Below are 23,441 nucleotides of genomic sequence, written 5' to 3'. Positions count from 1 at the left end.
TCAGGAGTGCTCGATTCCCCTGCTATTGCAGGCGGATTCGCACATTCCGGCGCCAGGTTTCATAGGCCGGAACACGCCCCGATTCGGTGGCCGGCACCGCGCAGTCGTCGGCCAGCGCGGACGCCTTCTCGACGCCGACGCCGGCCAGCGCCGTGACGGCGGCGTGGGTGTGGCCGGGCACGGTGCCCGAGTGGTCGCGCGCCTTGGCGGCGAAGACCGCGCCCTGGGCGAGCTCGCCCGCGTACGCGCCCGCCGCCCGGCGCAGGGCGGCCAGGTCCGCCGGCGAGGTGCCCCCCGCGAACACCGCCGCGAGGCCCACCCCGCTCCACAGGTCACCGCGCCGGTCCCCGGCGAACCGTCCCACCGCGGCGGCCACATGGTCGGGGCGGGCGCCGTGGACGAACCACAGCGCCCGGCCCACCCCCTGGTCGGCGGCCCGGCGGAAGTACTCCGGCGAGCCCTGCCAGGGGTGGGGGGAGGGCCGGTACTGCCCGTCCACCCAGCGCCGGGTGTCGAAGTAGGCGCGGTCGAAGCCGTAGCCGTCGACGGCCAGCCAGCTCATCACCGGGTGGTAGGGGGAGCCGGTCACCGCCGGCAGCACCTTCCCCCACAGCACCCTGGGCAGGCGGGCCATCGCGAAGCCGATGCCGATGTAGTTGAGGAAGATGTGCGGCAGCCCGGGGCCCGACAGCAGCTCCCGGGTGCGGTTGCCCCGCCCCGGTCCCATCGCGTCCCGCACGGTCAGGGCCATGGTCGCGCCCTCGTAGGCGAACCCGCGCAGCGGCGCGTCCGCCAGTTCGAGCCTGCGCTCGCACTCCCACAGGTCGCGGGCGTCGATCGCCCACTCGAAGCCGCAGACGACCGCCCGGGGAATGGCCTCCAGGTGAGCGGCGGCGGGGGACGAGGCGCCGGGGAAGCGGCGCCGGGAGAACCCGACGCTCGCCAGCGACGGGGTCAGGGCGAGTCTGCGCAGCGATCCGAGCACGGTGGGCACGGTTGCCTCCTGGCCTTGGGCCACCGGTCCGCCGGTGGCGGAGAGCTCATGGTCGTGCCGGCGAGGCGGTGGCGGCATCTCCGGATGTGCGGAACCCGTCCGGGGCGGGGGCGGGGGCGGCGAGCAATCTCGAGGTTGCCGGGGAGGACGCCCAGGCGCTGGGATACCGAGGAGTGCGGAGCACACAGGGCGGTAAGGGGCACATGCAGGATCGCGCGAGCCGGACCCGTGAGGTCATCCTCCGGGCTGCCGCCACCGTCTTCGACGACCGGGGATACGTCGGTACCCGCCTCGAGGACGTCGTCGACGGCCAGGGAATCAGCAAGGGTGCGCTGTACTTCCACTTCCCCTCGAAGGAGGCCCTCGCGGCGGCCGTGGTCCGTGAGCACTACGACCTGTGGTCCGAACTGACGGACCGGCTGCGGCCCGAACACCCCCGGGCCGTACGGCTGCTGATCGAACTCTCCCGGCGCATCGCGCAGATGCTGCTGCACCAGACCGGGGTGCGGGCCGGGCTGCGGCTGATGTCCGAGCGCAACCTCATCGGGCCCTCCGTGCCCCGGCCGTTCGTCTCCTGGGTCACGGCCGTCGAGGGGCTGCTGACGGAGGCGCGCGAGCAGGGCGACCTGCGGCCGGACGTGCTGCCCGGCCCGACCGCCGTGGTGATCGTCTCGGCGTTCGCCGGGCTGCCCCAGGCGCTGGCGGCCGGCGCGGAACCCGCCGACCCGGTGGCCTGGGCGACGGCCCTGTGGCGCTCGCTGCTGCCCGGCCTGGTCACCGCGCCCTGCGTCGCGGAGATGAACGCGGTGCTCGACGAACCCCCGGGCGGGTGACACAGCACAGCGGGAGAAGACAGGGTCCGGCGCCCCCAGCATCCTGGTGGCCCGCGTTCCCCGTCCCCTGTGAGGAGTACGAGTGGAGAGCCGTGTCCTGATACCCCGCCCCCCGCTGTTCTGGGCGGGCGTGCTCGTCTGCTCGGCCGGGGTGGGCGAGCACATCGTGATGTTCGTCGACTCGGCGTCGATGGACTACCGCATGGCCCACATGCCGGTGGACGCCTCCATGTGGCTGGCCATGGTGGCGATCGTGGCCGGGCTGGTCATGGCGGCGGGCGGGCTCGTCCCGCGCCGGCTGCCCGTGGAGCAGGCTCCCGAGGTCCTCGAGCCGGATCCCGGGCCCGTGCCGGAGGCCCGCCGCACCCTGGCCCGCAGGCGGCTGGTGGCCGTGCTGTCCTTCGCGCTGGTCGTCGACCAGATGAAGCCCGCCACGCTGGCGTTCATGCTGCCCGGCGCCCGCGCCGAGTACGCCCTGACCGCCTCCGAGGTGGCCTGGCTGCCCATGGGCGGCCTGACCGGAACGGTCATTGGGTCGCTGCTGTGGGGACACCTGGCCGACCGCATCGGACGCCGCGCCGCCGTGCTGCTCGCGGCCCTGCTGTTCGTGGCCACGACGGTCTGCGGGGCGATGCCGAGCTTCGAGGCCAGCGTGTTCATGTGCCTGCTGATGGGCATGTCGGCGGGCGGCATGCTGCCCATCGTGTACGCGCTGATGTCCGAGGTGCTGCCCGGGCGCAGCGGCGTCATGGTCCTGCAGGCCGGCCTGACGACGGTGGGCGGCTACCTGGCGGCCAGCGGCCTGGCCGCCGTCTTCGAGCCGATCGCCGGCTGGCGCATCCTGTGGTTCGTCCAGCTCCCGCTGGCCCTGGCCCTGCTGGCGCTCAACCGCTGGATCCCGGAGTCGCCGGCCTTCCTCGCCTCCCGGGGCCGGCTCGCCGAGGCCCGGCGGATGAGCCGCCTGTTCGGGCTGAGCACCACGCCCCGGGCCGTGGAGGGCCCGCGGCAGGGGCCGGGGGCCCTCTTCGGCCGGGGCTACCTCACCCAGACGCTGATCATCTGCGGCTACGGGCTGGCCTGGGGCCTGATCTACTGGGGCTTCCTCACCTTCCTGCCGAGCCTGCTGTCGAAGGTGGGCGTCGGGGTGAAGCCCCCGCAGATCCTGTTCGTGTCGTCGCTGCTGTCCATCCCCGGCACGGCGGTCGGCGCCTGGCTCTACAGCCGCTGGTCCTCCCGCAAGACGATGGCCCTCTACGGCGCCACCGCCTCCGTGTCCCTGCTCGCCCTGCTGCTGATCCCGCTGCACAGCGCGCCCGCCGTGATCGTCGTGCTGATGGGCCTGCTGACGGGGACCAGCGGCGTGGTCGCGGTCCTCGGCCCGTACGCGGCGCAGACCTATCCGACGGCGTTCCGGGGGATGGGCAGCGGACTCGCGGCGGCGTGCGGGAAGTCGGGCGGCATGTTCGGGCCGCCGCTCATCGCCTGGATGACGTCCTTCATGTCGCTGAGCCGGGTGGCCGCCGTGGTGGCGGTGCCGATGGCGCTGGCCGCCACGGCCGTCGCGGCACGGGGCAAGGAGACGGCCGGCCGGGCGGTGGCCGCGGAGGGTCCGGACCACGACGGCGAGCGGTCCGCCGCGCCCGAGGGGGCGGCCACCCCCTGACCCCGCCGGAACGCGCGACGACCGGCCGCCGGCGGAAGCCGCCGGGGCCGGTCGCCGTCGTGTCTCACGCCTCGTGGCGCGGGCTGTTCTGGTAGGCGGCCAGCAGCCAGGTGCCGTCCTGGCGCACGAGCAGCCAGGAGGCCCGTACGCCCCGCTCCTCGGGGACCTCGCTCTCGCCGTCCGCCAGCACCCCGCCCTGGGTGATCAGCAGCGCGGTGGCGGCGTCCAGCCGCCGGAGGTCGATGGGCGTGCCGGTGACCCGGGTGCCCTTGAACGGGCCCTGGTAGGCGGCGGTCATGAACCGGCGGATCCCCTCCCGGCCCTTCTCGTAGACGCCGGGCAGGATCATGGTGCCGTCCTCGGTGAAGACCTCGGCGAAGGCCTCGGCGTCGTGGGCCGCCCAGGCCTCGACGATGCGCTGCGGCACGGCTGCCGCGGCCGCCAGTTCGGGGTCGGGGTGCACGCCGTTCGTCATGGGGTTCCCGCCTTTCCGCGTTCGGGTGTCGGCCTCGGAACGCCTCATCGTCCGTTCGGCGGCTCGGCGCGGACAACTCCGGGGTTGCGGTGTGGCGGAGGGGCGGAACGCCGGGTGGCAAGTACCGTTCGAACAGGGTCACTTGACCCGGCCCGAACGCCCCTCGCTTACGTCACGGTAAGCACTTCGGGGTAAGTGGGTACTTTCAGGTAGGTACTTGCCCCTTGGTCCCGGACCTGCGTAAATCGAGGAAGACCACCTTCCCGTCCCCCGGGATCAGGCCCGGACCGTCGCGGACGGTCCGGGCCTTTTCCGGTGCGGGGCCGGGGGTCGCCCCGCGTCTACTGCGGCTGGTTGCCGTGCTTGCGGGCCGGCAGCGCGGCGTGCTTGTTGCGGAGCATGGTGAGCGCGTCGATGAGGGCGGTGCGGGTCTGGGCCGGGTCGATGACGTCGTCCACCAGGCCGCGCTCGGCCGCGTAGTAGGGGTGCATGAGCTCGTCGCGGTATTCGGCGATGCGGGCCTGCCGGGTGGCCTCCGGGTCCTCGGAGGCGGCGATCTCGCGGCGGAAGACGACGTTGGCGGCGCCCTCGGCGCCCATGACGGCGATCTCGTTGGTGGGCCAGGCCAGGGCGAGGTCGACGCCGATGGAGCGGGAGTCCATCACGATGTACGCGCCGCCGTACGCCTTGCGCAGCACGAGGGAGATCCGGGGGACGGTGGCGTTGCAGTAGGCGTAGAGGAGCTTGGCGCCGTGCCGGATGACGCCGCCGTGCTCCTGGTCGACGCCGGGCAGGAAGCCGGGCACGTCGACGAGGGTGACCAGCGGGATGTTGAAGGCATCGCACATCTGGACGAAGCGGGCGGCCTTCTCGGAGGACTCGATGTCGAGCACGCCGGCCAGCCGCTGCGGCTGGTTGGCGACGATGCCGACGACCTCGCCGCCCATCCGGGCCAGCGTGCAGATGATGTTGGGCGCCCAGCGCTCGTGCACCTCGAAGAAGTCGCCGTCGTCGACGATCTCCTCGATGACCGCGCGCATGTCGTACGGGCGGTTGCCGTCGGCCGGCACCAGGTCGAGCAGGCGCTCGGTGCGCCGGTCCGCCGGGTCGTGCGCGATCTCGGAGGGCGGCATCTCGCGGTTGTTGGAGGGCAGCAGCGACAGCAGGTGCCGCACGTCCTCCAGGGCCGCCTCCTCGTCGTCGTACGCGAAGTGGGCCACGCCCGAGGTCTCGGCGTGGACGTCGGCGCCGCCGAGGCCCTCCTGGGTGATCTGCTCGCCGGTGACCGCCTGGACCACGTCGGGGCCGGTGATGAACATCTGCGAGGTGCCCCGGACCATGAAGACGAAGTCGGTCAGGGCGGGGGAGTAGGCGGCACCGCCCGCGCAGGGGCCCATGATGACGCTGATCTGCGGCAGGACGCCGGAGTTGCGGACGTTGCGCTGGAAGATGCCGCCGTAGCCGGCCAGCGCGGTGACGCCCTCCTGGATGCGGGCGCCGGCGCCGTCGCACAGGCCCACGATGGGGGCGCCCGCGGTCTCGGCCAGGTCCATCAGCTTGTGGATCTTCTGCGCGTGGGCCTCGCCGAGCGCGCCGCCGAAGATGCGGAAGTCGTGGGCGTAGGCGAAGACCGTCCGGCCGTCGACCTCGCCCCAGCCCGTGACGACGCCGTCGGTGTACGGCTTCTTCGCCTCCAGGCCGAAGCCGGTGGCGCGGTGCCGCCGGAAGGCCTCGGTCTCGGTGAAGGTCCCCTTGTCGAAGAGGAGTTCCAGGCGCTCGCGGGCGGTCAGCTTGCCCTTGGCCTTCTGTGCCTCGGTGGCCCTGGCACTCGGCCCCTCGAGGATCTGCTCGCGCAGCTCGGCCAGCTCCGTCACGCGGTCGGCCATGCCGTCCGGGGTGCTGTTCAGCGGCTTGTCCTCGACGATGCTCACGCGGACCTCTTCTCCGGTCGGGAACGCCCCGTCGTAGGGTGGCGCTCGGCGCCGCCAGCGTGGCGAGGGCCGCTATACGGCGGCTCGAAGCGAGGTGGACTCCCGCCTGGGGCGCGCCCCACCGGGTCTCACCCGTACCTCGATCCCCACTCGAGTGCCGCGGCCCAGGCTTGCGGCGTGCTCACAGAGACGATTTCCCCCGACCTGTTCCGCGCCGCGCTCTCCCACTGGGCCAGCGGCGTCACCGTGGTGACGACGCGCGATGCCGCCGGGCAGAACCACGGGTTCACGGCCAGTGCGTTCTCCTCCGTGTCGCTGGACCCCGCCCTCGTGCTGGTGTGCCTCGACAACAAGGCGAACTGCTTCGACGCCTTCGACCAGTCCGAGGGCTTCGTCGTCCACCTGCTGGCCCAGGGCCAGCAGGAGTTGGCGGGGCGCTTCGCCAGCAAGGGGGCGGACAAGTTCGCGGGATCGGGGGTGACGCTCTCGCCGGCCGGGCAGCCGCTCCTGCCGGGCGCGCTGGCCCGCCTGGAGTGCCGTACGGAGCGGCGCATTCCGGGCGGTGACCACCTGATCCTCATCGGCGAGGTGCACCACGCCTCGGAGCGGGAGGGCGAGCCGCTCGTCTACTTCCAGCGGCAGTTCCACGACCTGACGCCGGCCGGCCGGACGACGGCCAAATAAACCATACGATCGGTTTGGCGGGCCGGGCCCGAACGGCTCAGTTCGGGGACGGAACCCCCGCCTCCGACCTCAGCCGCAGGGGCCGATCCGCCGCCACGTCCAGCCGTCCCAGCACCTCGGGAACGGCGATGCTCGGCAGGACCATCCGGAAGAGGACGGCGATCTCGTCCACCAGTTCCCCCGGTTGCGGCACGGCCTCGGAGACCAGCTGCACCCCCGTCCAGGACCCGACCAGGAGCCGCGCGGTCTGCACCGGGTCCACGCCCGGCAGCGTCTCGCCGTTGGCCGCGGCCTGCCGCAACAGCTCGGCGACGACCTCGATCCAGTCGGGCCACCGGGTGCCGAACAGCGCCCGCGCCCGCTGGTCCACGGACAGCCGCAGGGAGGCCCGCAGCAGCGGCTCCCTCGTCAGCCGGTACGCCAGCAGCAGCGAGGCGTCCACCAGTTCCTGCAGCTTGAGCTCCTGCGGCAGGACGCCCTCCGTCGTGACGGCCGTGTCGAGCACGCCCCGCGCGAGGTCCTCCTTGGAACTGAAATGGAAGTACAGGGCGCCCCGCGTCACCTCGGCCTGCGCGAGGATCTGGGCGATGGTGGCCGCTTCGTAACCCCACTCGTCGAAGACCTTTCCGGCGGCCTCGAGAATCGCCTGCCGGGTCCGGATCGCACGCTCCTGTTGCGGCATGCCAACCCTCCTTCTGTTTCGACGGGTCCGGCGGTCCCCGATTGCCGGCATTACAGGGGGGCCGTGTCCGTAGCGGTGGAGTAATCCTGCACGTTGGAAGAGAGAATTCCGAATCGACAGGGGCGGGTCCGGGAGCCGGAATTCGGTGCGGTGGGACCCGGAGGGAATCGGTGGGAAGCGGTGGGAATCAGAGGGAAGGGGCCGCCGGCGAAAAGACGCACCCTCCCAAAGGCTAAAAATACCGCTCATGCGGTATGGTCTGCTGGCAATGGGTGAGACTCAGTCAACCGCGGTCGTGGTGCCGGGTAGGGGTGGGGCATGAGAGGCCAGTCGTTACCGACCTTGCCGTCGTTCACCGGTGGGCTGGTGACGGCCCTGGGCGTCATCGGCGGCAAGTGGAAGCCGGTGATCCTTGCCGAACTGCACCGCCGCCCGCTCCGCTTCGGCGAACTCAGGCGCGCCGTCCTGGGCGTCAGCGAGAAGGTGCTCAGCCAGCAGCTGCGCGAGATGGAGCTGGACGGCGTCGTCCACCGCGACGAGTGTTCCCGGACCCTGCCCCGGGCCGTGCAGTATTCGCTGACCGAACTGGGCCTCGCCCTGCACGAGAGCCTGCTGCCGCTCGCGGCCTGGGGCGAGGAGCACGAGTCCCGCGCGCCGCGGGCGCGGGACTGACGGGGCGTACGTCCGTACGCCCGCCCCGGCTCAGCGCGTGGGGCCGGCCGCCCGCAGGTCCAGCGAACGGGCTATCAGGGCGGCCACCCCGGCGGTGTGGCGGCCGGGCCGGAAGGGCCCGCCCGGAAAGACCCGCACCTCGCTCCCGGCCGCCGACAGCCCGCACCACGTGGTGACGTCGTCGGCGCCGGCGTCCGTCTCGCCGTCCCCGGCCAGCACCGTGACCGGCACGCTCAGCGGCGCCACGGCCGGCTCCGGGGCCGGGCGCTCGCCCACGCCGAGCGCCCGGTAGTCCGCGCGCAGCGCCGGCAGCGCCATCGCCAGCAGTCCCGGCTCCCGGAACACCCCGTCCGCCGTACCGCCCAGCCGCCGGATCGCGGCGAGCACATGGGCGTCGGCGCGCACCCGGTCGTACGGGCCGCCCCGCCCGGCCGGGGCGCCGCGCCCGGACAGGAACAGCCGCCGCGGCCCGCCCCCCGGCCGCCCCTCCAGCCGCCGGGCGGTCTCGAACGCCAGTACGGCCCCCGTGCCGTGGCCGAAGAAGACGTACGGGCGACGGCCGGCCAGGGCGCCCACCTCCTCCGCGAGCCGTCCGGGCCCGGCGGGGCCGCGCACGGTCAGCACCTCCACGGCCGGGGTGAGCGCGCGGGCGAGCCCCGCGAAGCCGCTCGCCGCGTCCCCGGCGTGCGGGAAGCAGACCAGCCGCGGGCCGTCCGGTGAGACGGGTCCATGCCGGCGGAACCACTGCGTGCCCACTGCGCCCACTGTGTCGTCTCCTCACGTGCCCGCGGCAGGTGTCCGCGGCATCGTGGAGCAGCGCGCTCGAGGGCCGCACGAGACGTGCCTGAGGGGCCGGGGGCCGCGGCTCGGCCCGGGCCCGGCGTGGCTGCCGGGGGCCTTGGTGCACGTACGGGAAATTCCACTCTTCGGGTGAAGTTTCCACTCATATGTGTGTTGCTCTTCCCAATGCGGCATGTACTGGACATAAGCTGCCGGGTCATTTCGGCGGCCCTGGGCATCGAGCATTGATACCGACGCGACTGGAGAGGCCGTCATGGCGACTTTGTGCAGACCGGCCATCGCCGTCCCCGAGCATGTGATCACGAGGGAAGAGACTCTGGAGCTCGCCCGTACGCTGCATGCCGACCATCCACAGCTGGGCCTCGCGCTCCGGCTGATCGGCAATACGGGCGTGCAGAAACGACACCTCGTGCAACCGATCGAGGACACGCTCAAACATCCGGGCTTCACCGTGCGCAACGCCCGCTACGAACGGGAGGCCAAGGCGCGCGTTCCCGATGTCGTACGACGTGCGCTGGACCATGCCGAGCTGACCACCCGTGACATCGACCTCATCGTGTACGTCTCGTGCACCGGCTTCATGATGCCGTCGATGACCGCATGGCTGATCAACACCATGGACTTCCGCAACGAGACCCGGCAGCTGCCCATCGCCCAGCTGGGCTGCGCGGCGGGCGGTGCGGCGATCAACCGCGCACACGACTTCTGCCGGGCCTATCCCGGGGCGAACGTGCTGATCGTGGCTTGCGAGTTCTGTTCACTGCTCTACCAGCCCACCGACCTGGGCGTCGGCAACCTGCTCTCCAACGGGCTCTTCGGAGACGCCCTGGCCGCGGCCGTCGTGCGCGGAGAGGGCGGCACGGGCGTGCGGATCGAGGCCAACGGCTCGCACCTGGTGCCCGACACCGAGGAGTGGATCTCCTACGGGATCCGGGACACCGGGTTCCACTTCATCCTGGACAAGCGGGTGCCGGGCACGATGGCCATGCTCGCGCCCGCCATGCGCGACATGGCCGAGCCGCACCAGTGGGACGTCTCCGAGCTCGACTTCTACATCGTGCACGCCGGCGGCCCGCGCATCCTGGACGACCTCAGCCACTATCTGGGCCTGGCGCCGGAGACGTTCCGCTACAGCAGGGAGACCCTCACCGAGCGCGGCAACATCGCCAGCGCGGTCATCTTCGACGCCCTCGAGCGGCTCTTCCAGGACGGCGGCGCCGACCACGCGGCCCGGGGCATCATCGCCGGCTTCGGCCCGGGCATCACCGCGGAGATCGCGCTGGGCACCTGGTCCGGGACCAACGGCCACGGCAAGGCCCGGGGCAACGGCGACGGCGGTGAACGCGCCGCCCCCGTGACCCAGCCGGTCTGAGGACGCGGCGGTGCCGGGCGCGGTCAGCCGTCCCCCGGCTCCGCCGCGCCCTCCGGCCACGGCGCGCCCTCCGCCTCCCGGGCGGGGTCGCCGACGACGAGGCCGACGACCCTGTCGCCCGCGTACCAGACGCGGACGGCCCCGGCCCGCCCGCTCGCGAACGCGGCGTGCACCGCGTGGCGGACCTCCGGGCCGGGGCGCTCGAGCCCGCGCCAGGCCCCGGCCACGTACAGCCGCAGCCGCGGCCCGGCCCCGGGCGGGTAAGGCATCAGCTCGTCCCGCAGCCGTTCGGCGACGCCGGAGGCGACCGGGCCGGGCAGCAGCCGCGCGACGGCCGCGCGCAGGTCGGGGCGGTTGCCGATGCGCTGGGAGGCGGGCCGGCCCGGCGCGTCCCGCTGCGGCGAGCCGGTGGTCCGCAGCAGCTCGCGCGCCCGCCCCGGTGTCAGCGGCGGCAGGCCCGCCGCCCTGAGCGCGCCCTGTACGGACGCCAGCACGCCGCCGACGACGGCCACGGCGGCGGACGTGCCCCGGAAGACGTCGGTGTACCAGGCGTCCTCGTCGGGACCGCCGCGCAGGTCGCCGGGCCCGTCCCAGTGGCCGCCGGTCGTGGTGACCTCGTGGCCCCAGCCCTGGGCGTCCACCCGAGTCCCGAAGCCCGAGAAGGCGAGCCGGGAGCGGTCCGGGCCGTGGTCGCGGCCGTGCGTGCCGGGCGGCGGGGCGCCCGCGCCCACGACGACGGCGCCCGACGAGGGACCGTGGGGGTCGAAGGGGTTGCCCCACCACGTGGGGAAGCCGTCCGGCCGCGCCCGGTACAGCGCGTCGTCCAGGCACTCGGAGCCGTTGCCGGCGGCCGCCACGACCAGGACGCCGTTCGCCGTGGCGTGCCGGATCGCCGCGAAGTCGTCGGGCCACCACTCCAGCGGGACGCAGCCGCGCTGGTCGTCGCGGTCGCAGTAGCCGAAGCGGGGGCCGGGCCGGTGCAGCCCCACCAGCACGATGTCGCCCGGCGACAGGCGCGCCGCCGCCTGGTGGATGGCGGCGGCGGTGCCGATGCCGTGGAAGGAGGCGGCGCCGACGTGCGTGCCGGGGGCCAGCCCGGTGGTCCCGGAACCGCCGCGGCCGCCGCCGCACACGACGCCGATCGCGTTCGTGCCGTGGTTGCGCCAGGCCAGGTCCGCCACGGGCGTGCCCGCGACGATCCCGGCGAGCTGGTGGCCGAGGTTCTCGTGGCCGAGCCGCCAGGCGGCCCCCACGTCGACGACCCGTACGCCCTCGCCGGTGCCGCCCGGCAGGCCCCAGGCCCAGCGGGCGTCCACCCCGGTGGGGGCGGGGCCCAGAACGCCCTGACGGAGCGTGAGATCGCCGGGTGCCCGGGGGCGTTCGGCCGCGCCGCCCGGCGCACCGGCGGGCAGGGCGCTCGGTTTGACGTACGCCGCCTCGACGCCGGGCAGCGCGGTCAGCCGGGCGGCGATCTCCTCCTGCCGCCGGTCCGTGCCGCGCACCCGGTGGAAGAGGCTCAGCGGGGGAGTGCGGCCGGCGGCGAAGAGGGGCTCGAGCGTCAGGCGTTCGTCGGCGAGGAACGCGTCGAGCGCGCGCAGGTCGGCGCCCGCCTCGGACCGTACGCCCGAGGGGTCGGCGCGCAGCCGCGCGTCGGCGCGTGCCACCACGATGAGTTCGCGGTCCAGGGGGAGGTAGGTGAAGCCGCCCGCGCCGGGGCGATGCCGGTCCGCCATGGGCCCCCAATCTGCTGGGGCGGGCGAGCGGCCGGCAAGGCCGGCGGATCGGACACCGGAGTCCGGACGGCGGGTGCCCGTCAGCGGCACGGGCGCAGGTCACCGAGGTGCCCGCGCCCGTGCCGCCGACGGAATGGCGGTCGATTATCCGCCGCTGTCCGGCGCCGGTCGAACGTTGCCGGCCGGCTCGCGAAAAGCGGCGGGAGCCGTCAGAGGTCGAACTCGGCGGGGTTGATGCCCAGTGCGAAGCACGCCTCGCGCACGACGGCCTGTTCCGACTTGTCGAAGTCGCCGTCGGCGCCGCCGATGACAATGCCGATCTGGATGACGGCCCGTGCCTCGGTCGGCTTCTTGTGCACCTTGCCGATGGTCTGCATGACGCTGACCTTGCCGAAGGCGAAATCGGTGGTGAGCTTCTGGCAGTAGTCGTTGAAACGCGCCTGCAGATCGTCGGCGGGGAAGTTCCGCAGGACGTCATTGGTGGCGATCAGTGAGGCGACGCGCTGCCGCTCGGAGGCGTCGATCGAACCGTCAGCGGCCGCCACCAGAGCGCACATTGCCATGCTCGCGTCACGGAACGCCCCGCTCTTCAGGTCGTTCTTCTTCGCCATCAGCTGGCCCTGCATCGTCGTGGCCGATTCCTTGAGCCGGTCCCAGAGCGCCATGTGCGTGTATCTCCTTGTGCGAATAGGGGTGCACAGGGAGAACCGTTCCGGGGGGTAAAGAAGTTCCCAAGGCGGCCGATGAGAATCGCGGGCGGAAACGCGGGAAGCGGCGGAAAGCCTTTCAGGCCGCGTTTCAGGCCATCTATCAGGCCATGTTTCAGGCCGAGTTCGTCCTGCGTTCCGTGCCGCGATCCGTACCGCTTTCGGCTCCGCTTTCAGTTCACCATCGGATCCAGCCGCATCGGCCGGATCTTTCCCTCCATCATCGCGCCCAGTCCGACGACGGAGCAGGTGTCGGGGTTGTCGGCGACGCGTACGACCATGCCGGTCGCATGCTCGATCATCGTGTCCAGGCCCGGCAGCATCGCGCTGCCGCCCGCGAGCATCACCCCGCGCTCGGCGAGGTCGGCCACCAGGTCCGGCGGGCACTCGCGCAGAACGCGCCCGATGGCGTCCAGCACGGCGGTCAGCGGGGTGTGGATCGCCTCGCGGACGTGGGCGGTGTTCACCAGGACCGTACGCGACAGCCCCGTCGCCACGTCCCGGCCGCGCACCTCGGTCTCCGTACCGATCCGCATCGGGTCGAACAGCGCCAGGTGCAGGGGGTGCAACCCCTTGGAGGCCAGCATCAGTTCGTGCTCGCTGCGCAGGTGCTGGACGACGGCGTAGTCGATCGCGTCGCCCCCCACCTGGACCTTCTCGGCCGCCACGATCGAGCCCAGCGACAGCACCGCGACCTGCGTCGACGCCGCGCCGCACACCACGATCATCGTCGCCTCCGGCTGCTCGACCGGCAGCCCGCAGCCCACCGCCGCGGCGATGAGCGTGTCGACCATCTCGACCTTGCGGGCGCCGAGCGCGCCGAGCACCTCCACGGCCGCCCGCTGCGCGATCGGCTCGGCGTCGTGCGGCAGGCACACGGCCGCGCGCAGCATCGGCTTGCGCCGCCAGGCCCGGCGGATCTTGTCGTCCACCAGGAAGCGCAGCATCCGCTGGGCCATGTCGATGTCGACGACCGTGCCGCCGGAGATCGGCCGTACGACCCTGATGTGACCCGGCGTCCGCCCGGCCATCCCGCCGGCCATCTCCCCGACCGCGATCAGCGAACCCGTCCGGGTGTTGACCGCCGCCAGGCTGGGTTCGTCCACGACCAGGCCGGTGTCCTTGAGGTAGACGCGGGTCCTGGCCGCCCCGAGGTCGACGGCGACGGTGCAGCGGGTCAGCTGGTCGAGGCAGAGGGTCATGGCGGGTACCTGCCCTGGGGTGCGGGAGGAATGGGGATTCCATGCCATCGTGCAAGGCGACGCGCCGTACTGCCCGCTGAAATGGGCCGCATGGGGCAGCGCTCGGGCAGGTTCGTGAGCGGGGACGGAGACGAACACCCCCGTCGCCCGTCTCCGTCCCCGGCTCACGGAAGTGAGTCTGCCAGGGGGGTCTGACAATCAAGGTGACCGCCGGCGTCCGGCCGCCGTGACCTGGCCTTACGACGACCGGCACGCGGGCCCGGTCACGGCTACCGGTTCACCGGCCCGGTCGCGGCTACCAGCTCGCCTTGCGCACTCCCGGCAGGAATCCGGCGTGGGCCTGTTCCCGCAGGCGGACGCGCGAGAGGCCGAAGGCTCCCACGTACCCGCGCGGCCGGCCGTCCACCGCGTCGCGGTTGCGCACCCGGGTGGCGCTCGCGTCGCGCGGCTGGCGCCGCAGCTCGCGCTGGGCGGACAGTTTCTCGGCGCCGCCGGCCCCGGGGTCGCGGATGATCGCCTTCAGCGCGGCGCGCCGCACGGCGTACCGCGCGACGACGAGCCGCCGGGCCTCGTTCTTCGCGATCTTGCTCTTCTTGGCCATCAGACCTTCCCTCCTCGTGCCCGGATCCGCGCCACGGCGGCCTCGATGCCGATCGCGTCCACCGTCCTGATCCCCTTCGCGCTCAGCGTGAGCCGCACATGGCGCCCTTCACCGGCGAGCCAGTAGCGCTTGCGCTGGATGTTGGGGTCGAAGCGGCGGGACGTGCGCCGGTGGGAGTGGGAGATGGAGTTGCCGAAGCCGGGACGGCGGCCCGTCAGCTGGCAGTGGGCGGACATGCGCTCCCCCTAATGAAAATGGAAACCATTTCTGTATAGTAGCCCCCATGGCCCGCGACGCACTACGCCCCGTCATCAAGCTCCGGTCCACCGCCGGAACCGGCTACACCTACGTGACCCGCAAGAACCGCCGTAACGACCCCGACCGAATGGAACTGCGCAAGTACGACCCGGTCGCCGGTCGTCACGTGGTCTTCCGAGAGGAGCGCTGAACCGTCATGAAGCCCGGAATCCACCCGCCCTACGGCCCCGTCGTCTTCCGCGACCGCGCCGCCGGCTACGCCTTCCTCACCCGGTCCACGGCCACGAGCGACAAGACCGTGGAGTGGGAGGACGGCAACACCTACCCCGTCATCGACGTCGAGATCTCCTCGGCGAGCCACCCCTTCTACACGGGCACCGCGCGTGTCCTGGACACCGCGGGCCGGGTGGAGCGCTTCGAGCGCCGCTACGGCAAGCGCGGCGGTGGCCGCTGATGCCCGCCGATCCACTGCCCGCCGACCCGCTCCCGGCCGGGGTCCTGCCCGTCGTGCTGGTCGGCGGCCTGCACCGCGACGCCCGGAAGGCCACCGTCCAGCGCCTGCTGGACACCGTGCCGGGCAGCGTCGCGCTCCACCACGACCTGTCGACCGCCGCCGCCTCCGGAACGGTCCGCCGCACCGTGCGGGACCGCTCGGGCATCCTCGACGAGGGCGAGACGCCGCTGGTCAACGACTGCGCGTGCTGCGCCCTGCGCGAGGACCTGCTGCCCGAGCTGGAACGCCTGGCCGCGAGCGGACTGCACCGCCTGGCCGTCGTGGAGTTGTGGGACTCCGTGGAGCCCCGGGCCATGGCCGAGGTGGTGGCCGCCCACGGCACCGAGGAGGCGCGCCTGACCGGTGTCTTCACGGCCGTCGACCCGGCCCTCGTGCTGGATGCCCTCGCCGTCGGGGACGACCTCGCCGAGAGCGGCCTCGCGGCCGCGCCCACCGACCAGCGGACGGTGGGCGACTGCTTCGCCCGCCAGCTGGAGTACGTGTCCGTACTGGCCCTGGCCGAGGGGCCCGAGCCGGCCGACGCCGCCGACCACGCGCTGCTGGCCCAGCTCGCCCCCGCGGCACGACGGATTCCGGTCGATTCCGCCGACCTCTCCCGGGCGGCGACCGCCGGATTCGACGTGGAGGCGGCCGCCGCCCGCCAGCACCCGGCCTGCGCGCTGCTGCCGCAGCAGGCCGACGAGGACGGCGTCGCCACGCTCTCCTGGCGTGCCCACCGCCCCTTCCACCCCGGCCGTCTCTACGCGGCACTCGAGGACCTCGCCTGCGCCGCGGCCCGCAGCCGGGGGCGGTTCTGGCTGGCGGACCGGCCCGACACGCTGCTGTCGTGGGACGCCGCGGGCGGCGCGCTGTGCGTGGAGAACGCCGGCCCCTGGCTGGCCGCGCTGCCGGACGCCGCCTGGGACATGGTGCCCGCGACGCGGCGGGTGGCCGCGGCGATGGACTGGCACCCCGAGCACGGGGACCGCGGCCAGTACCTGACCTTCACCTCGCCCGGCCTGGACGCCGGGGGCGTGCACGCGCTGCTGGAGTCCTGCCTGCTCACCGACGCCGAATACGGGGCGGGGCCGGCGGAGTGGCGCGGCCTGTCCCCCGCGTTCGACGAACTTCTCGACCCGGTTTCCTGACTGATCCCGCTTCCCCCTTAAGGACTTACGTCATGCCCCGCCGCCCCGAACTCCGCAACCGCAGGGACCTCAAACCGCGCCCCAATCCACTGGACGCCGCCGGAATCACGTACATCGACTACAAGGACACCGATCTGCTGCGGAAGTTCATCTCGGACCGCGGGAAGATCCGCGGTCGCCGGGTGACCCGGGTCACCGGACAGCAGCAGCGGCAGTTGACGCGAGCGATCAAGAATGCCCGGGAGATGGGCCTGCTGCCCTATTCCGGAGGCCCTTCCGTTCGTTCCGGAGGCTCTTCCGCTGGAGGTTCAGCTTCCGGGAAGAAGTCGTGAAGTAGTGGCGGGAACACCCTGAGTGCACGTGCATCGGCTCATGCATCGGCACATGAACGCGGCTATGATCCGGAGCAGTTGCCATCCTCGAATCCCTGTTCTGGGTGAGGGTGCCCCCTGCAAATGATCCGGGAGAGTCCAGTGCCCCAGGCGCACAACGGCATGGCCGCCTCGGACATCGAAGATGTCGTCTGGCGAAAGAGCCGCCACTCCAACTCCCAGGGTTCCTGCGTCGAGTTCGCCAAGCTGCCGGGTGGCGGGGTCGCTGTACGCAACTCCCGCCACCCGGATGGCCCGGCGCTCGTGTACACCCCGGCCGAGATCGAGGCGATGCTCCTCGGGATCAAGGACGGGGAATTCGACTACCTCATTCGCGATTAGCCCCCCGAATCGCGAACGGGAGCAGTCGTGACGAGCGCTTGGGGGCCGGGGCGGCGGCCGAGGCCGCGAACGGCGCCGTCAGTCGCGCGGCAGGCGGAACAGCGCCCAGACGACCTTGCCGTGCAACGCCCCCGCGAGGGGATGCCATCCCCACGCGTCTGTGAACTGCTCCACGAGGAACAGCCCTCGCCCGCATTCGTCCCCGGCGCCGGCCTGGCCCGCGACCGGGCTCGCCTCGCTCGGATCGCGTACGGCGCACACCAGCCGCGACGTCCAGCGCAGCAGGTGGAGACGTACGGGCGGCTCGTACTCCGTGCCGACACTCCTGTGGTCGGACGGTATGGCATAGCGCATGGAATTGGTCACGAGCTCCGAGACGACGAGGGCGACCTCGTCGAAGAGCCCGTTGAGATTCCATTGGCCCAGCGTGGATCTGGTGAACTTCCGGGCGGTGCCGACCGCTTCGAAGCGGGGTGGCAGACCGCATGAGGCCGAGGTGGAGACAGCGGATGAGTCGATCGGGGGCAGCCCTCTCCATAAAGGGGAGAGCACAGTCGATCCTTCGGTACCCATCCGAGGCACTCCTGGCAATCGAGGACGTGACGTGCACGTGTGCGAGCTCCATGGTTGCCAATGCGCGGGGCGGATGCAAGGGCAGATGCACGTGCACGAGAGGGATTTGGGGGCGCACAGGGGGTTTGCGGCGCAATTCTCCCTACGCTTCCTTCGGTAGCGCTCCCGTCGTTGGCTTGTCTGCGTAACCGGACATGCACTCAACGAAGCCCGGAGGTGGCAGACTTCGGCGCCGGGGGTAGCGGGGGTCGCCCTCAGAGGGGTGCGGAAACGACGAGACCACACAAAACCTGGCACAGGACCGGAAGAGGAAGGTCGCCATGATGGCCACGAGCGAGTCGAGCGGTTCCGTGGTGCGGCGCATACTCCTGGGCTCCCAGCTCAGGCGGCTGCGGGAGTCACGGGGCATCACGCGCGAGGCAGCCGGGTACTCGATCCGTGCGTCGGAGTCGAAGATCAGCCGTATGGAGTTGGGCCGGGTGAGCTTCAAGGCACGGGACGTCGAGGACCTGCTCACGCTCTACGGAGTCACCGACGGCGCCGAGCGCGAGCCGCTGCTGGGGCTGGCCCGGGAGGCCAACGTCGCCGGCTGGTGGCACAGCTACGGCGACGTCCTGCCCAGCTGGTTCCAGACCTACGTGGGCCTGGAGGGTGCCGCCTCGCACATCTCGATCTACGAGGTCCAGTTCGTGCACGGCCTGCTGCAGACCGAGGGCTACGCCCACGCCGTCGTCGTGCGCGGCCAGCCCCGGGCCGACGCCGCCGAGGTCGAGCGGCGCGTCTCGCTGCGCATGGAGCGCCAGAAGCTGCTCTTCTCCGAGCGGGCGCCGCGCTTTCACGCCGTTCTGGACGAGGCCGCGCTGCACCGTCCGTACGGTGGCGAAACGGTCATGCGCAACCAGCTCCAGCATCTCATCGACATCTCCGAGCAGCCGAACGTGACGCTGCAGGTGATGCCCTTCGCCCACGGCGGCCACGCGGGCGAGAGCGGTGCGTTCACGATGCTGCGCTTCCCCGAGTCGGACCTCTCCGACGTCGTGTACCTCGAGCAGCTGACCAGCGCGCTCTACCTGGACAAGCGCGAGGACGTGGCCCAGTACGAGCGGGTCATGGACCGGCTGCACGCCGACAGCCTCTCGCCGGAGGACAGCCGCGAGCTGATCGGACGCCTACTTCAACTCCGCTGACTCATCAGTACGATGACGTCACATCGGGAGTACGCAATCGTTACGGGCGTCACGAACGCCCCGCTATTCGCAGACAGGATGGCGCATGTCCGACGGCACTTACGATTCGATTTTCACCGACCTCGCCTACCAGTACATCGACGGCGAATGGCGAGCCGGCAGCGGCTCCTGGGACATCGTCGACTTCAACCCCTACGACGGGGAGAAGCTCGCCTCGATCACCGTGGCCACCGTCACCGAGATCGACCAGGCCTACCGGGCCGCCGAGCGCGCCCAGCCGGGCTGGGCGGCCATCAACCCGTACACCCGCCGGCTCGTCTTCGAACGGGCGCTGCGCGTCATCGACGACCACGAGGCCGAGCTGACCGCGGCCATCACGGCGGAGTGCGGCGGCACGGCGGTCAAGGCGGCGTTCGAGCTGCACCTGGCCCGGGAGTTCCTGCGGGAGGCCATCCACCTCGCGCTGCGCGCGGAGGGGCGCATCCTGCCGTCCCCGGACGACACCAAGGAGAACCGCCTCTACCGGGTGCCGGTCGGGGTCGTCGGGGTCATCAGCCCGTTCAACTTCCCCTTCCTGTTATCGATCAAGTCCGTCGCGCCCGCGCTCGCCCTGGGCAACGCCGTGGTCCTCAAGCCGCACCAGAACACCCCGGTGTGCGGCGGCGGCCTGGTGGCCCGGCTCTTCGCGGACGCCGGACTTCCGGCGGGCGTGCTGAACGTCGTCGTCACCGACATAGCGGAGATAGGCGACGCGCTGATAGAGCACCCCGTCCCCAAGGTCATCTCCTTCACCGGCTCCGACAAGGTCGGCCGCCACGTCGCCACGGTGGCCGCCTCGCACTTCAAGCGGACGATCCTCGAGCTCGGCGGCAACAGCGCGCTGATCGTCCTCGACGACGCCGACGTCGACTACGCCGTGGACGCCGCCGTCTTCAGCAGGTTCATCCACCAGGGGCAGGTCTGCATGGCCGCCAACCGGGTGCTGGTCGACCGGTCGGTGGAGCGGGAGTTCACGGAGAAGTTCGTCGCCAAGGTGCGCACCCTGAAGGTCGGCGACCCGGGCGACCCGGCCACGCACATCGGCCCGCTCATCAACGCCGGCCAGGCGGAGGCGATCACCACCCTGGTGGACCAGACCCTCGCGGACGGCGCCACCGCCCTCCTGCGCGGCCGGACGGAGGGCACGCTGGTCGGCCCGTCGGTGCTGACGGGGCTGGCGCAGGACGCGCCCATCCTGGGCCAGGAGATCTTCGGCCCGGTCGCGCTGATCATCCCCTTCGACGGCGAGGAGGAGGCGGTCCGGCTCGCGAACGCGACGCCGTACGGCCTGAGCGGCGCCGTCCACACGGGTGACGTGGAGCGCGGCGTACGGGTGGCCAAGCGCATCGAGTCGGGAATGGTGCACGTCAACGACGCCACGGTGCACGACGAGGCGATCGTGCCGTTCGGGGGCGAGAAGCACTCGGGCGTGGGGCGGCTGAACGGCGACTCGATGGTGGAGGCGTTCACGACCACGAAGTGGATCTCGATACAGCATGGGAGGAGCAGATTCCCCTTCTGAATCCCTCCTCTGAGTGATCTATATAGGTCAGGTTCTGACCTCATTGGCTCCTACTGTGAACTCGTCGCAAGCGAAAGACGCTCGTGCACGGACAGACGAGAAAGACGGTGGAGCTCATGCCTACTCATGTGGTCGAGAAGAACGTCGCCGACGAGCGCGGCACGCTGCTGGACTTCCTCGACGCCCAGCGCGGGGGCATCCGCCGGTCCGTCCTCGGGCTGACCGACGAACAGGCCGACGCCACGCCGAGCGCGAGCGAGCTGTCCCTGCGGGCGCTCCTCAAGCACGCGGTCGACGGCGAGCGCAGCTGGGTCGACCGGGCGCGCGGCCTGGCGCCCGAGAACTTCGAGGAGTCCATGGCGCAGTGGCAGGCCGGCTGGCGGCCGACGGAGGACGAGACCGTGGCCGCGCTCCTGGCCCGCTGGGACGAGGTCGCTGCGGACACCGAGCGCTTCGTCCTCTCGGTGAACCTCGAGGACACCTTCCCCCTGCCCGATGCCCCGTGGTTCCCGCAGGCCTCCAGCGTCTCCGTACGCTGGCTGCTGCTCCACCTCATCGAGGAGATCGCCCGTCACGCGGGCCACGCGGACATCGTCCGCGAGTCGCTGGACGGCAAGACGGCGTTCGAGCTGCTGGCGGAGCAGCAGGCGGGCTGACCGGGGCGCAGCCCCCGGACGCGCCACGTCTACGCTGGGCCGTAACGGCACGTAGCCGCACAGGCACCCCTGTAGGCCAGGGCGCCTACGCCGTTTCGCGGCACGCGGCACGCTGCATGCGGCACAGAGAGACTGAGGCGAAAGATGTCAGCCATCCGGCTGCTCGTGCTGGGCGCCGTCCGTCAGCGCGGACGCGCCCACGGCTACCAGGTCCGCGGCGACCTGGAGTTCTGGGGCGCCCACGAGTGGTCCAACGCCAAACCCGGGTCGATCTACCACGCGCTGAAGGCCATGGCCCGGCAGGACCTCCTCTTCGCCCACGACGTCGCCCCCAGCGAGGCCGGCGGCCCGCCGCGTACGGAGTACGAGCTGACGGAGGCGGGCGAGCGCGAGTACCTCCGCCTGCTGCGCGAGGCGCTCACGTCCGTGGACCAGAAGGCCGACGTCCTCACGGCGGGCGTGGGCTTCATCGTCGACCTGCCGCGCGCCGAGGCCGTCGCCCTCCTCAGGCGACGGCTCGCCGCGCTCGAGGAGTGGCGCGAGGACATCCGCGCGCGCTGGACCCCGGCCGAGGGCGAGGACTGGGGCCACATCAGCGAGGTCATGGGGATGTGGGTCCAGATGGCCGACAGCGGGGCGGAGTGGACGCGGGGACTGATCGGACGCCTCGAGGGCGGGGCGTACGTGATGGCGGGCGAGGGCGACCCGTGGAAGGCCGGCGGTCCCTCGGCCGACTGAGGGCGGCTGAATCCGGCGGTTGGTGCGGGCTTGCTCAGGGAGCCGCGGGCGTCCCGCCGGCCGTAGCCGCCTGAGCCGCCTGGCGTTCCCGCAGGACGCTCGCGATGCGCAGGCACCAGTCGCGGTGGCCCCGTTCGAAGTCCAGGCCGCGCAGACAGGTCAGGTACGGGCCGATCCGGTCGCTGCTACGCAGGAACTCCTCCTCGTCCGCGTCGCCGCGCATGCGCCGCAGGAGTTCGCCGAAGAGCTCGACCTTGGCACCGGCCGCGGCCGCGCGCTCCTCGAGCTGCTCGATCACCGGCCCGGTGCCGATGCGATCGGCGGCCTGGACCTTGACGAGCAGGTCGTCGCGGATGAACGAGGGCTTCGACGCGGCCGCCGCGAACCGCTCCAGCTCGGCGAGCCCGGCGTCGGTGACCCGGAACAGCCGCTTGTTGGGCCGGGTCTCCTGGACCACCTCCCGGCCCGTGACCAGCCCTTCCTTCTCCAGCCTGGTCAGCTCGGCGTACAGCTGCTGGGGGAGCGCGTGCCAGAAGTTGGCGACGCCGACGTCGAACGCCTTGGCCAGCTGGTATCCGCTGTACTCGCCGTCCAGCAGCGCCGCCAGCACCGCGTGCCGCAAGGCCATCGAGACCACCACCCCTTCCCTTTTGCCCGTCCGCCGGGCAGCATACTCAGAAATCTGAGTAGTCACATTCATGAGTATGGAGGTTGGACCCCATGGCCATGGAGACCGCCGCACGCTTCCGCGCCGCCGTCGAGGCGCGCGATCTCGCCGCGCTGGACGACCTGTTCACCGAGGACATCCGCTTCTACAGCCCGGTGAAGTTCACCCCCTTCGAGGGCAGGCCCATGGTGCTGGGGCTCCTCAACGTCCTGCTGCGCACCTTCGAGGACTTCCGCTACGTCGGAGGCTTCGAGGGCACGGCCGAGACCAGTACGGACGGCGACGACGCCCCCTCGGAGATCCTTCTGTTCCGGGCCGGAGTGGGCGGCAAGCAGATCCACGGCATCGACATGCTCCAGTTCGACGAGGCGGGCCGCATCAAGGAGTTCACCGTGATGGTCCGCCCGCAGTCCGCGGTGCAGGCGCTGGGCGAGGCGGTGTTCGCCGGCCTGGTGGCCGACGGGCTCGTCCCCGCGCCGGACGGGTACCGGGCGGTCGGCCGCTAGATCGGAGACCGCTAGACCGGAGGGTCCGCTAGATCTGGGTGTCCGCGTCGCGGTTCTCCTCGCTGAGCGTGATGCGCTGGTCCCGGTTGACGATCACGCTCTCGCCGCCCGAATAGCGCATCGTGGCGCGGAAGGTGAACGCCCAGGTGTCGTGCCCGACGGGGTCGATGCGGATGTGGACGGTGCCGCCGCTCAGGTCGGGCAGGGGACTGGCCTGGTGTACGACCAGCCCGATCTCCGGCGAGTCCTCGCCCTCGTCCCACTGCCCGAGATCACCGGACTGTTCGGCGACGACGGTGCGATTGCGGTCCCGCACGGTGATGGTCACGCGGGTGTCGCCGTCCTTGTCCTCGTTCTCGGTGTGGAAGCGGATCGAGGCCGACTGGAGGGTCGAGGCCGGCTTGGGCGCCGCGGCGGTGGGGGCGGTGAGGGTGAGGGAGACCGCCGCCGTCGCGGTGGTCAGGGCCAGCTTCGCGAGCGTGGGTCGTTTCCGCGGGGTGTGCCTGCTCATCGCTCGGCCTTCCTGTGGGGGATGGGGCCTTGCCGGATGAGGGCAATCCTCGTGTTGAGGTGCAAATAAGGTCAATCACC

28 protein-coding genes are annotated in these 23,441 nt (G+C 71.9%); 15 read left to right on the top strand and 13 right to left on the bottom strand.

Features of this window, described 5'->3' with window-relative positions:
- Nucleotides 1-22: 22 nt before the first annotated feature.
- Nucleotides 23-994, bottom strand: coding sequence for a DUF1702 family protein (locus IE295_RS31735; RefSeq protein WP_224323575.1), 972 nt, complete (start codon nt 992-994; stop codon nt 23-25).
- 203 nt (nt 995-1,197) lie between these two features.
- Between IE295_RS31735 and IE295_RS31730 the strand changes: the two genes are divergently transcribed.
- Both IE295_RS31730 and IE295_RS31725 read left to right on the top strand, forming a co-directional pair.
- A complete protein-coding gene (locus IE295_RS31730; protein ID WP_190067248.1) occupies nt 1,198-1,827 on the top strand; it encodes a ScbR family autoregulator-binding transcription factor in 630 nt (209 codons plus the stop codon).
- Between the two features lie 82 nt (nt 1,828-1,909).
- A complete protein-coding gene (locus IE295_RS31725; RefSeq protein ID WP_224323576.1) occupies nt 1,910-3,490 on the top strand; it encodes an MFS transporter in 1,581 nt (526 codons plus the stop codon).
- A 64-nt stretch (nt 3,491-3,554) separates the two neighbouring features.
- Here IE295_RS31725 and IE295_RS31720 read toward each other — a convergent pair whose 3' ends face one another.
- Both IE295_RS31720 and IE295_RS31715 read right to left on the bottom strand, forming a co-directional pair.
- Nucleotides 3,555-3,965, bottom strand: a complete 411-nt coding sequence (locus tag IE295_RS31720) for an SgcJ/EcaC family oxidoreductase (RefSeq protein WP_190067247.1) — start codon at nt 3,963-3,965, stop codon at nt 3,555-3,557.
- 341 nt (nt 3,966-4,306) lie between these two features.
- Complete coding sequence (locus IE295_RS31715; protein ID WP_190067260.1) at nt 4,307-5,851, bottom strand: acyl-CoA carboxylase subunit beta; 1,545 nt, start codon at nt 5,849-5,851, stop codon at nt 4,307-4,309.
- A 222-nt stretch (nt 5,852-6,073) separates the two neighbouring features.
- Between IE295_RS31715 and IE295_RS31710 the strand changes: the two genes are divergently transcribed.
- Nucleotides 6,074-6,580, top strand: a complete 507-nt coding sequence (locus IE295_RS31710; RefSeq protein WP_190067246.1) for a flavin reductase family protein — start codon at nt 6,074-6,076, stop codon at nt 6,578-6,580.
- 37 nt (nt 6,581-6,617) lie between these two features.
- On the opposite strand, the gene IE295_RS31705 is transcribed toward IE295_RS31710, so the two are convergent.
- Nucleotides 6,618-7,262, bottom strand: coding sequence for a ScbR family autoregulator-binding transcription factor (locus tag IE295_RS31705; RefSeq protein ID WP_190067245.1), 645 nt, complete (start codon nt 7,260-7,262; stop codon nt 6,618-6,620).
- Between the two features lie 318 nt (nt 7,263-7,580).
- On the opposite strand from IE295_RS31705, the gene IE295_RS31700 reads away from it, so the two are divergent.
- Nucleotides 7,581-7,934 carry a winged helix-turn-helix transcriptional regulator gene (locus IE295_RS31700; protein ID WP_190067244.1) on the top strand — a complete coding sequence of 118 codons (354 nt, stop codon included), beginning with the start codon at nt 7,581-7,583 and terminating at the stop codon, nt 7,932-7,934.
- A 30-nt stretch (nt 7,935-7,964) separates the two neighbouring features.
- Here the strand turns inward: IE295_RS31700 and IE295_RS31695 are convergent, their stop codons facing one another.
- Nucleotides 7,965-8,699: a thioesterase II family protein gene (locus IE295_RS31695; protein ID WP_190067243.1), complete on the bottom strand. Its 735-nt coding sequence runs from the start codon at nt 8,697-8,699 to the stop codon at nt 7,965-7,967.
- A gap of 259 nt (nt 8,700-8,958) precedes the next feature.
- Here IE295_RS31695 and IE295_RS31690 point away from each other — a divergent pair, with 259 nt between their 5' ends.
- The gene (locus tag IE295_RS31690; RefSeq protein WP_372479846.1) at nt 8,959-10,107 is read left to right on the top strand and encodes a type III polyketide synthase; all 1,149 of its coding nucleotides are present in this window, start codon (nt 8,959-8,961) and stop codon (nt 10,105-10,107) included.
- 23 nt (nt 10,108-10,130) lie between these two features.
- Here IE295_RS31690 and IE295_RS31685 read toward each other — a convergent pair whose 3' ends face one another.
- The 5 genes from IE295_RS31685 to rpmB all read right to left on the bottom strand — a co-directional run bounded on the left by IE295_RS31685 (nt 10,131) and on the right by rpmB (nt 14,586).
- Nucleotides 10,131-11,840 (bottom strand): S8 family serine peptidase, encoded by a 1,710-nt coding sequence (locus tag IE295_RS31685; RefSeq protein ID WP_190067241.1) that lies wholly within the window; start codon nt 11,838-11,840, stop codon nt 10,131-10,133.
- Between the two features lie 209 nt (nt 11,841-12,049).
- The gene (locus IE295_RS31680) at nt 12,050-12,505 is read right to left on the bottom strand and encodes a tellurite resistance TerB family protein (RefSeq protein ID WP_190067240.1); all 456 of its coding nucleotides are present in this window, start codon (nt 12,503-12,505) and stop codon (nt 12,050-12,052) included.
- A 215-nt stretch (nt 12,506-12,720) separates the two neighbouring features.
- Nucleotides 12,721-13,749 carry a rod shape-determining protein gene (locus IE295_RS31675; RefSeq protein WP_190067239.1) on the bottom strand — a complete coding sequence of 343 codons (1,029 nt, stop codon included), beginning with the start codon at nt 13,747-13,749 and terminating at the stop codon, nt 12,721-12,723.
- Between the two features lie 295 nt (nt 13,750-14,044).
- A complete protein-coding gene (rpsN, locus tag IE295_RS31670) occupies nt 14,045-14,350 on the bottom strand; it encodes a 30S ribosomal protein S14 (protein WP_190067238.1) in 306 nt (101 codons plus the stop codon).
- Nucleotides 14,350-14,586 (bottom strand): 50S ribosomal protein L28, encoded by a 237-nt coding sequence (gene rpmB / locus IE295_RS31665; protein WP_190067237.1) that lies wholly within the window; start codon nt 14,584-14,586, stop codon nt 14,350-14,352. Before rpmB ends, rpsN begins: the two co-directional genes overlap by 1 nt.
- A 47-nt stretch (nt 14,587-14,633) precedes the next feature.
- Here rpmB and rpmG point away from each other — a divergent pair, with 47 nt between their 5' ends.
- The 5 genes from rpmG to IE295_RS31640 all read left to right on the top strand — a co-directional run bounded on the left by rpmG (nt 14,634) and on the right by IE295_RS31640 (nt 16,962).
- Entirely contained in the window at nt 14,634-14,798 is a 165-nt protein-coding gene (gene rpmG, locus IE295_RS31660; RefSeq protein WP_190067236.1) for a 50S ribosomal protein L33, read from the top strand.
- A 6-nt stretch (nt 14,799-14,804) separates the two neighbouring features.
- Nucleotides 14,805-15,062 (top strand): type B 50S ribosomal protein L31, encoded by a 258-nt coding sequence (locus tag IE295_RS31655; RefSeq protein WP_190067235.1) that lies wholly within the window; start codon nt 14,805-14,807, stop codon nt 15,060-15,062.
- Nucleotides 15,062-16,249 carry a GTP-binding protein gene (locus tag IE295_RS31650; protein WP_190067234.1) on the top strand — a complete coding sequence of 396 codons (1,188 nt, stop codon included), beginning with the start codon at nt 15,062-15,064 and terminating at the stop codon, nt 16,247-16,249. Before IE295_RS31655 ends, IE295_RS31650 begins: the two co-directional genes overlap by 1 nt.
- A gap of 32 nt (nt 16,250-16,281) precedes the next feature.
- Complete coding sequence (gene rpsR, locus IE295_RS31645; protein WP_190067233.1) at nt 16,282-16,581, top strand: 30S ribosomal protein S18; 300 nt, start codon at nt 16,282-16,284, stop codon at nt 16,579-16,581.
- Nucleotides 16,582-16,704: 123 nt separating this feature from the next.
- Entirely contained in the window at nt 16,705-16,962 is a 258-nt protein-coding gene (locus IE295_RS31640; RefSeq protein WP_242645469.1) for a DUF397 domain-containing protein, read from the top strand.
- A gap of 78 nt (nt 16,963-17,040) precedes the next feature.
- On the opposite strand, the gene IE295_RS31635 is transcribed toward IE295_RS31640, so the two are convergent.
- Nucleotides 17,041-17,535 carry an ATP-binding protein gene (locus IE295_RS31635; RefSeq protein ID WP_190067232.1) on the bottom strand — a complete coding sequence of 165 codons (495 nt, stop codon included), beginning with the start codon at nt 17,533-17,535 and terminating at the stop codon, nt 17,041-17,043.
- A 323-nt stretch (nt 17,536-17,858) separates the two neighbouring features.
- On the opposite strand from IE295_RS31635, the gene IE295_RS31630 reads away from it, so the two are divergent.
- The 4 genes from IE295_RS31630 to IE295_RS31615 all read left to right on the top strand — a co-directional run bounded on the left by IE295_RS31630 (nt 17,859) and on the right by IE295_RS31615 (nt 21,677).
- The gene (locus IE295_RS31630) at nt 17,859-18,722 is read left to right on the top strand and encodes a Sco1979 family transcriptional regulator (protein WP_190067259.1); all 864 of its coding nucleotides are present in this window, start codon (nt 17,859-17,861) and stop codon (nt 18,720-18,722) included.
- Between the two features lie 85 nt (nt 18,723-18,807).
- On the top strand, nt 18,808-20,283 hold the full coding sequence (locus IE295_RS31625; RefSeq protein ID WP_190067231.1) for an aldehyde dehydrogenase family protein: 1,476 nt from the start codon (nt 18,808-18,810) through the stop codon (nt 20,281-20,283).
- A 116-nt stretch (nt 20,284-20,399) separates the two neighbouring features.
- Entirely contained in the window at nt 20,400-20,939 is a 540-nt protein-coding gene (locus tag IE295_RS31620) for a DinB family protein (protein ID WP_190067230.1), read from the top strand.
- 144 nt (nt 20,940-21,083) lie between these two features.
- Complete coding sequence (locus tag IE295_RS31615; RefSeq protein ID WP_190067229.1) at nt 21,084-21,677, top strand: PadR family transcriptional regulator; 594 nt, start codon at nt 21,084-21,086, stop codon at nt 21,675-21,677.
- A 34-nt stretch (nt 21,678-21,711) separates the two neighbouring features.
- On the opposite strand, the gene IE295_RS31610 is transcribed toward IE295_RS31615, so the two are convergent.
- Nucleotides 21,712-22,305 carry a PadR family transcriptional regulator gene (locus tag IE295_RS31610; RefSeq protein WP_190067228.1) on the bottom strand — a complete coding sequence of 198 codons (594 nt, stop codon included), beginning with the start codon at nt 22,303-22,305 and terminating at the stop codon, nt 21,712-21,714.
- A 98-nt stretch (nt 22,306-22,403) separates the two neighbouring features.
- Here IE295_RS31610 and IE295_RS31605 point away from each other — a divergent pair, with 98 nt between their 5' ends.
- Entirely contained in the window at nt 22,404-22,850 is a 447-nt protein-coding gene (locus tag IE295_RS31605) for a nuclear transport factor 2 family protein (RefSeq protein ID WP_190067258.1), read from the top strand.
- A 28-nt stretch (nt 22,851-22,878) separates the two neighbouring features.
- On the opposite strand, the gene IE295_RS31600 is transcribed toward IE295_RS31605, so the two are convergent.
- Nucleotides 22,879-23,361, bottom strand: coding sequence for a hypothetical protein (locus IE295_RS31600; RefSeq protein ID WP_190067227.1), 483 nt, complete (start codon nt 23,359-23,361; stop codon nt 22,879-22,881).
- Nucleotides 23,362-23,441 lie beyond the last annotated feature (80 nt).

The sequence above is a fragment of the Streptomyces griseocarneus genome, from assembly GCF_014655595.1.
GTDB classification, from domain to species: Bacteria; Actinomycetota; Actinomycetes; order Streptomycetales; family Streptomycetaceae; genus Streptomyces; species Streptomyces griseocarneus.
This window is presented reverse-complemented; position numbering and strand designations above follow the sequence as displayed.

What these genes read in the sequence shown, in the direction of transcription:
- IE295_RS31615 (WP_190067229.1), top strand. Translation starts at nt 21,084, where the DNA reads ATGTCAGCCATCCGGCTGCTCGTGCTGGGCGCCGTCCGTCAGCGCGGA.
- rpsR (WP_190067233.1), top strand. Translation starts at nt 16,282, where the DNA reads ATGCCCCGCCGCCCCGAACTCCGCAACCGCAGGGACCTCAAACCGCGC.
- IE295_RS31635 (WP_190067232.1), bottom strand. Translation starts at nt 17,535, where the DNA reads ATGGGTACCGAAGGATCGACTGTGCTCTCCCCTTTATGGAGAGGGCTG.
- IE295_RS31700 (WP_190067244.1), top strand. Translation starts at nt 7,581, where the DNA reads ATGAGAGGCCAGTCGTTACCGACCTTGCCGTCGTTCACCGGTGGGCTG.
- IE295_RS31655 (WP_190067235.1), top strand. Translation starts at nt 14,805, where the DNA reads ATGAAGCCCGGAATCCACCCGCCCTACGGCCCCGTCGTCTTCCGCGAC.
- IE295_RS31675 (WP_190067239.1), bottom strand. Translation starts at nt 13,749, where the DNA reads ATGACCCTCTGCCTCGACCAGCTGACCCGCTGCACCGTCGCCGTCGAC.
- IE295_RS31680 (WP_190067240.1), bottom strand. Translation starts at nt 12,505, where the DNA reads ATGGCGCTCTGGGACCGGCTCAAGGAATCGGCCACGACGATGCAGGGC.
- IE295_RS31640 (WP_242645469.1), top strand. Translation starts at nt 16,705, where the DNA reads ATGATCCGGGAGAGTCCAGTGCCCCAGGCGCACAACGGCATGGCCGCC.
- IE295_RS31650 (WP_190067234.1), top strand. Translation starts at nt 15,062, where the DNA reads ATGCCCGCCGATCCACTGCCCGCCGACCCGCTCCCGGCCGGGGTCCTG.
- IE295_RS31625 (WP_190067231.1), top strand. Translation starts at nt 18,808, where the DNA reads ATGTCCGACGGCACTTACGATTCGATTTTCACCGACCTCGCCTACCAG.
- IE295_RS31730 (WP_190067248.1), top strand. Translation starts at nt 1,198, where the DNA reads ATGCAGGATCGCGCGAGCCGGACCCGTGAGGTCATCCTCCGGGCTGCC.
- IE295_RS31715 (WP_190067260.1), bottom strand. Translation starts at nt 5,851, where the DNA reads ATGGCCGACCGCGTGACGGAGCTGGCCGAGCTGCGCGAGCAGATCCTC.
- IE295_RS31685 (WP_190067241.1), bottom strand. Translation starts at nt 11,840, where the DNA reads ATGGCGGACCGGCATCGCCCCGGCGCGGGCGGCTTCACCTACCTCCCC.
- IE295_RS31600 (WP_190067227.1), bottom strand. Translation starts at nt 23,361, where the DNA reads ATGAGCAGGCACACCCCGCGGAAACGACCCACGCTCGCGAAGCTGGCC.
- rpmG (WP_190067236.1), top strand. Translation starts at nt 14,634, where the DNA reads ATGGCCCGCGACGCACTACGCCCCGTCATCAAGCTCCGGTCCACCGCC.
- IE295_RS31620 (WP_190067230.1), top strand. Translation starts at nt 20,400, where the DNA reads ATGCCTACTCATGTGGTCGAGAAGAACGTCGCCGACGAGCGCGGCACG.
- rpsN (WP_190067238.1), bottom strand. Translation starts at nt 14,350, where the DNA reads ATGGCCAAGAAGAGCAAGATCGCGAAGAACGAGGCCCGGCGGCTCGTC.
- IE295_RS31720 (WP_190067247.1), bottom strand. Translation starts at nt 3,965, where the DNA reads ATGACGAACGGCGTGCACCCCGACCCCGAACTGGCGGCCGCGGCAGCC.
- IE295_RS31705 (WP_190067245.1), bottom strand. Translation starts at nt 7,262, where the DNA reads ATGCCGCAACAGGAGCGTGCGATCCGGACCCGGCAGGCGATTCTCGAG.
- IE295_RS31610 (WP_190067228.1), bottom strand. Translation starts at nt 22,305, where the DNA reads ATGGCCTTGCGGCACGCGGTGCTGGCGGCGCTGCTGGACGGCGAGTAC.
- IE295_RS31605 (WP_190067258.1), top strand. Translation starts at nt 22,404, where the DNA reads ATGGAGACCGCCGCACGCTTCCGCGCCGCCGTCGAGGCGCGCGATCTC.
- rpmB (WP_190067237.1), bottom strand. Translation starts at nt 14,586, where the DNA reads ATGTCCGCCCACTGCCAGCTGACGGGCCGCCGTCCCGGCTTCGGCAAC.
- IE295_RS31630 (WP_190067259.1), top strand. Translation starts at nt 17,859, where the DNA reads ATGGCCACGAGCGAGTCGAGCGGTTCCGTGGTGCGGCGCATACTCCTG.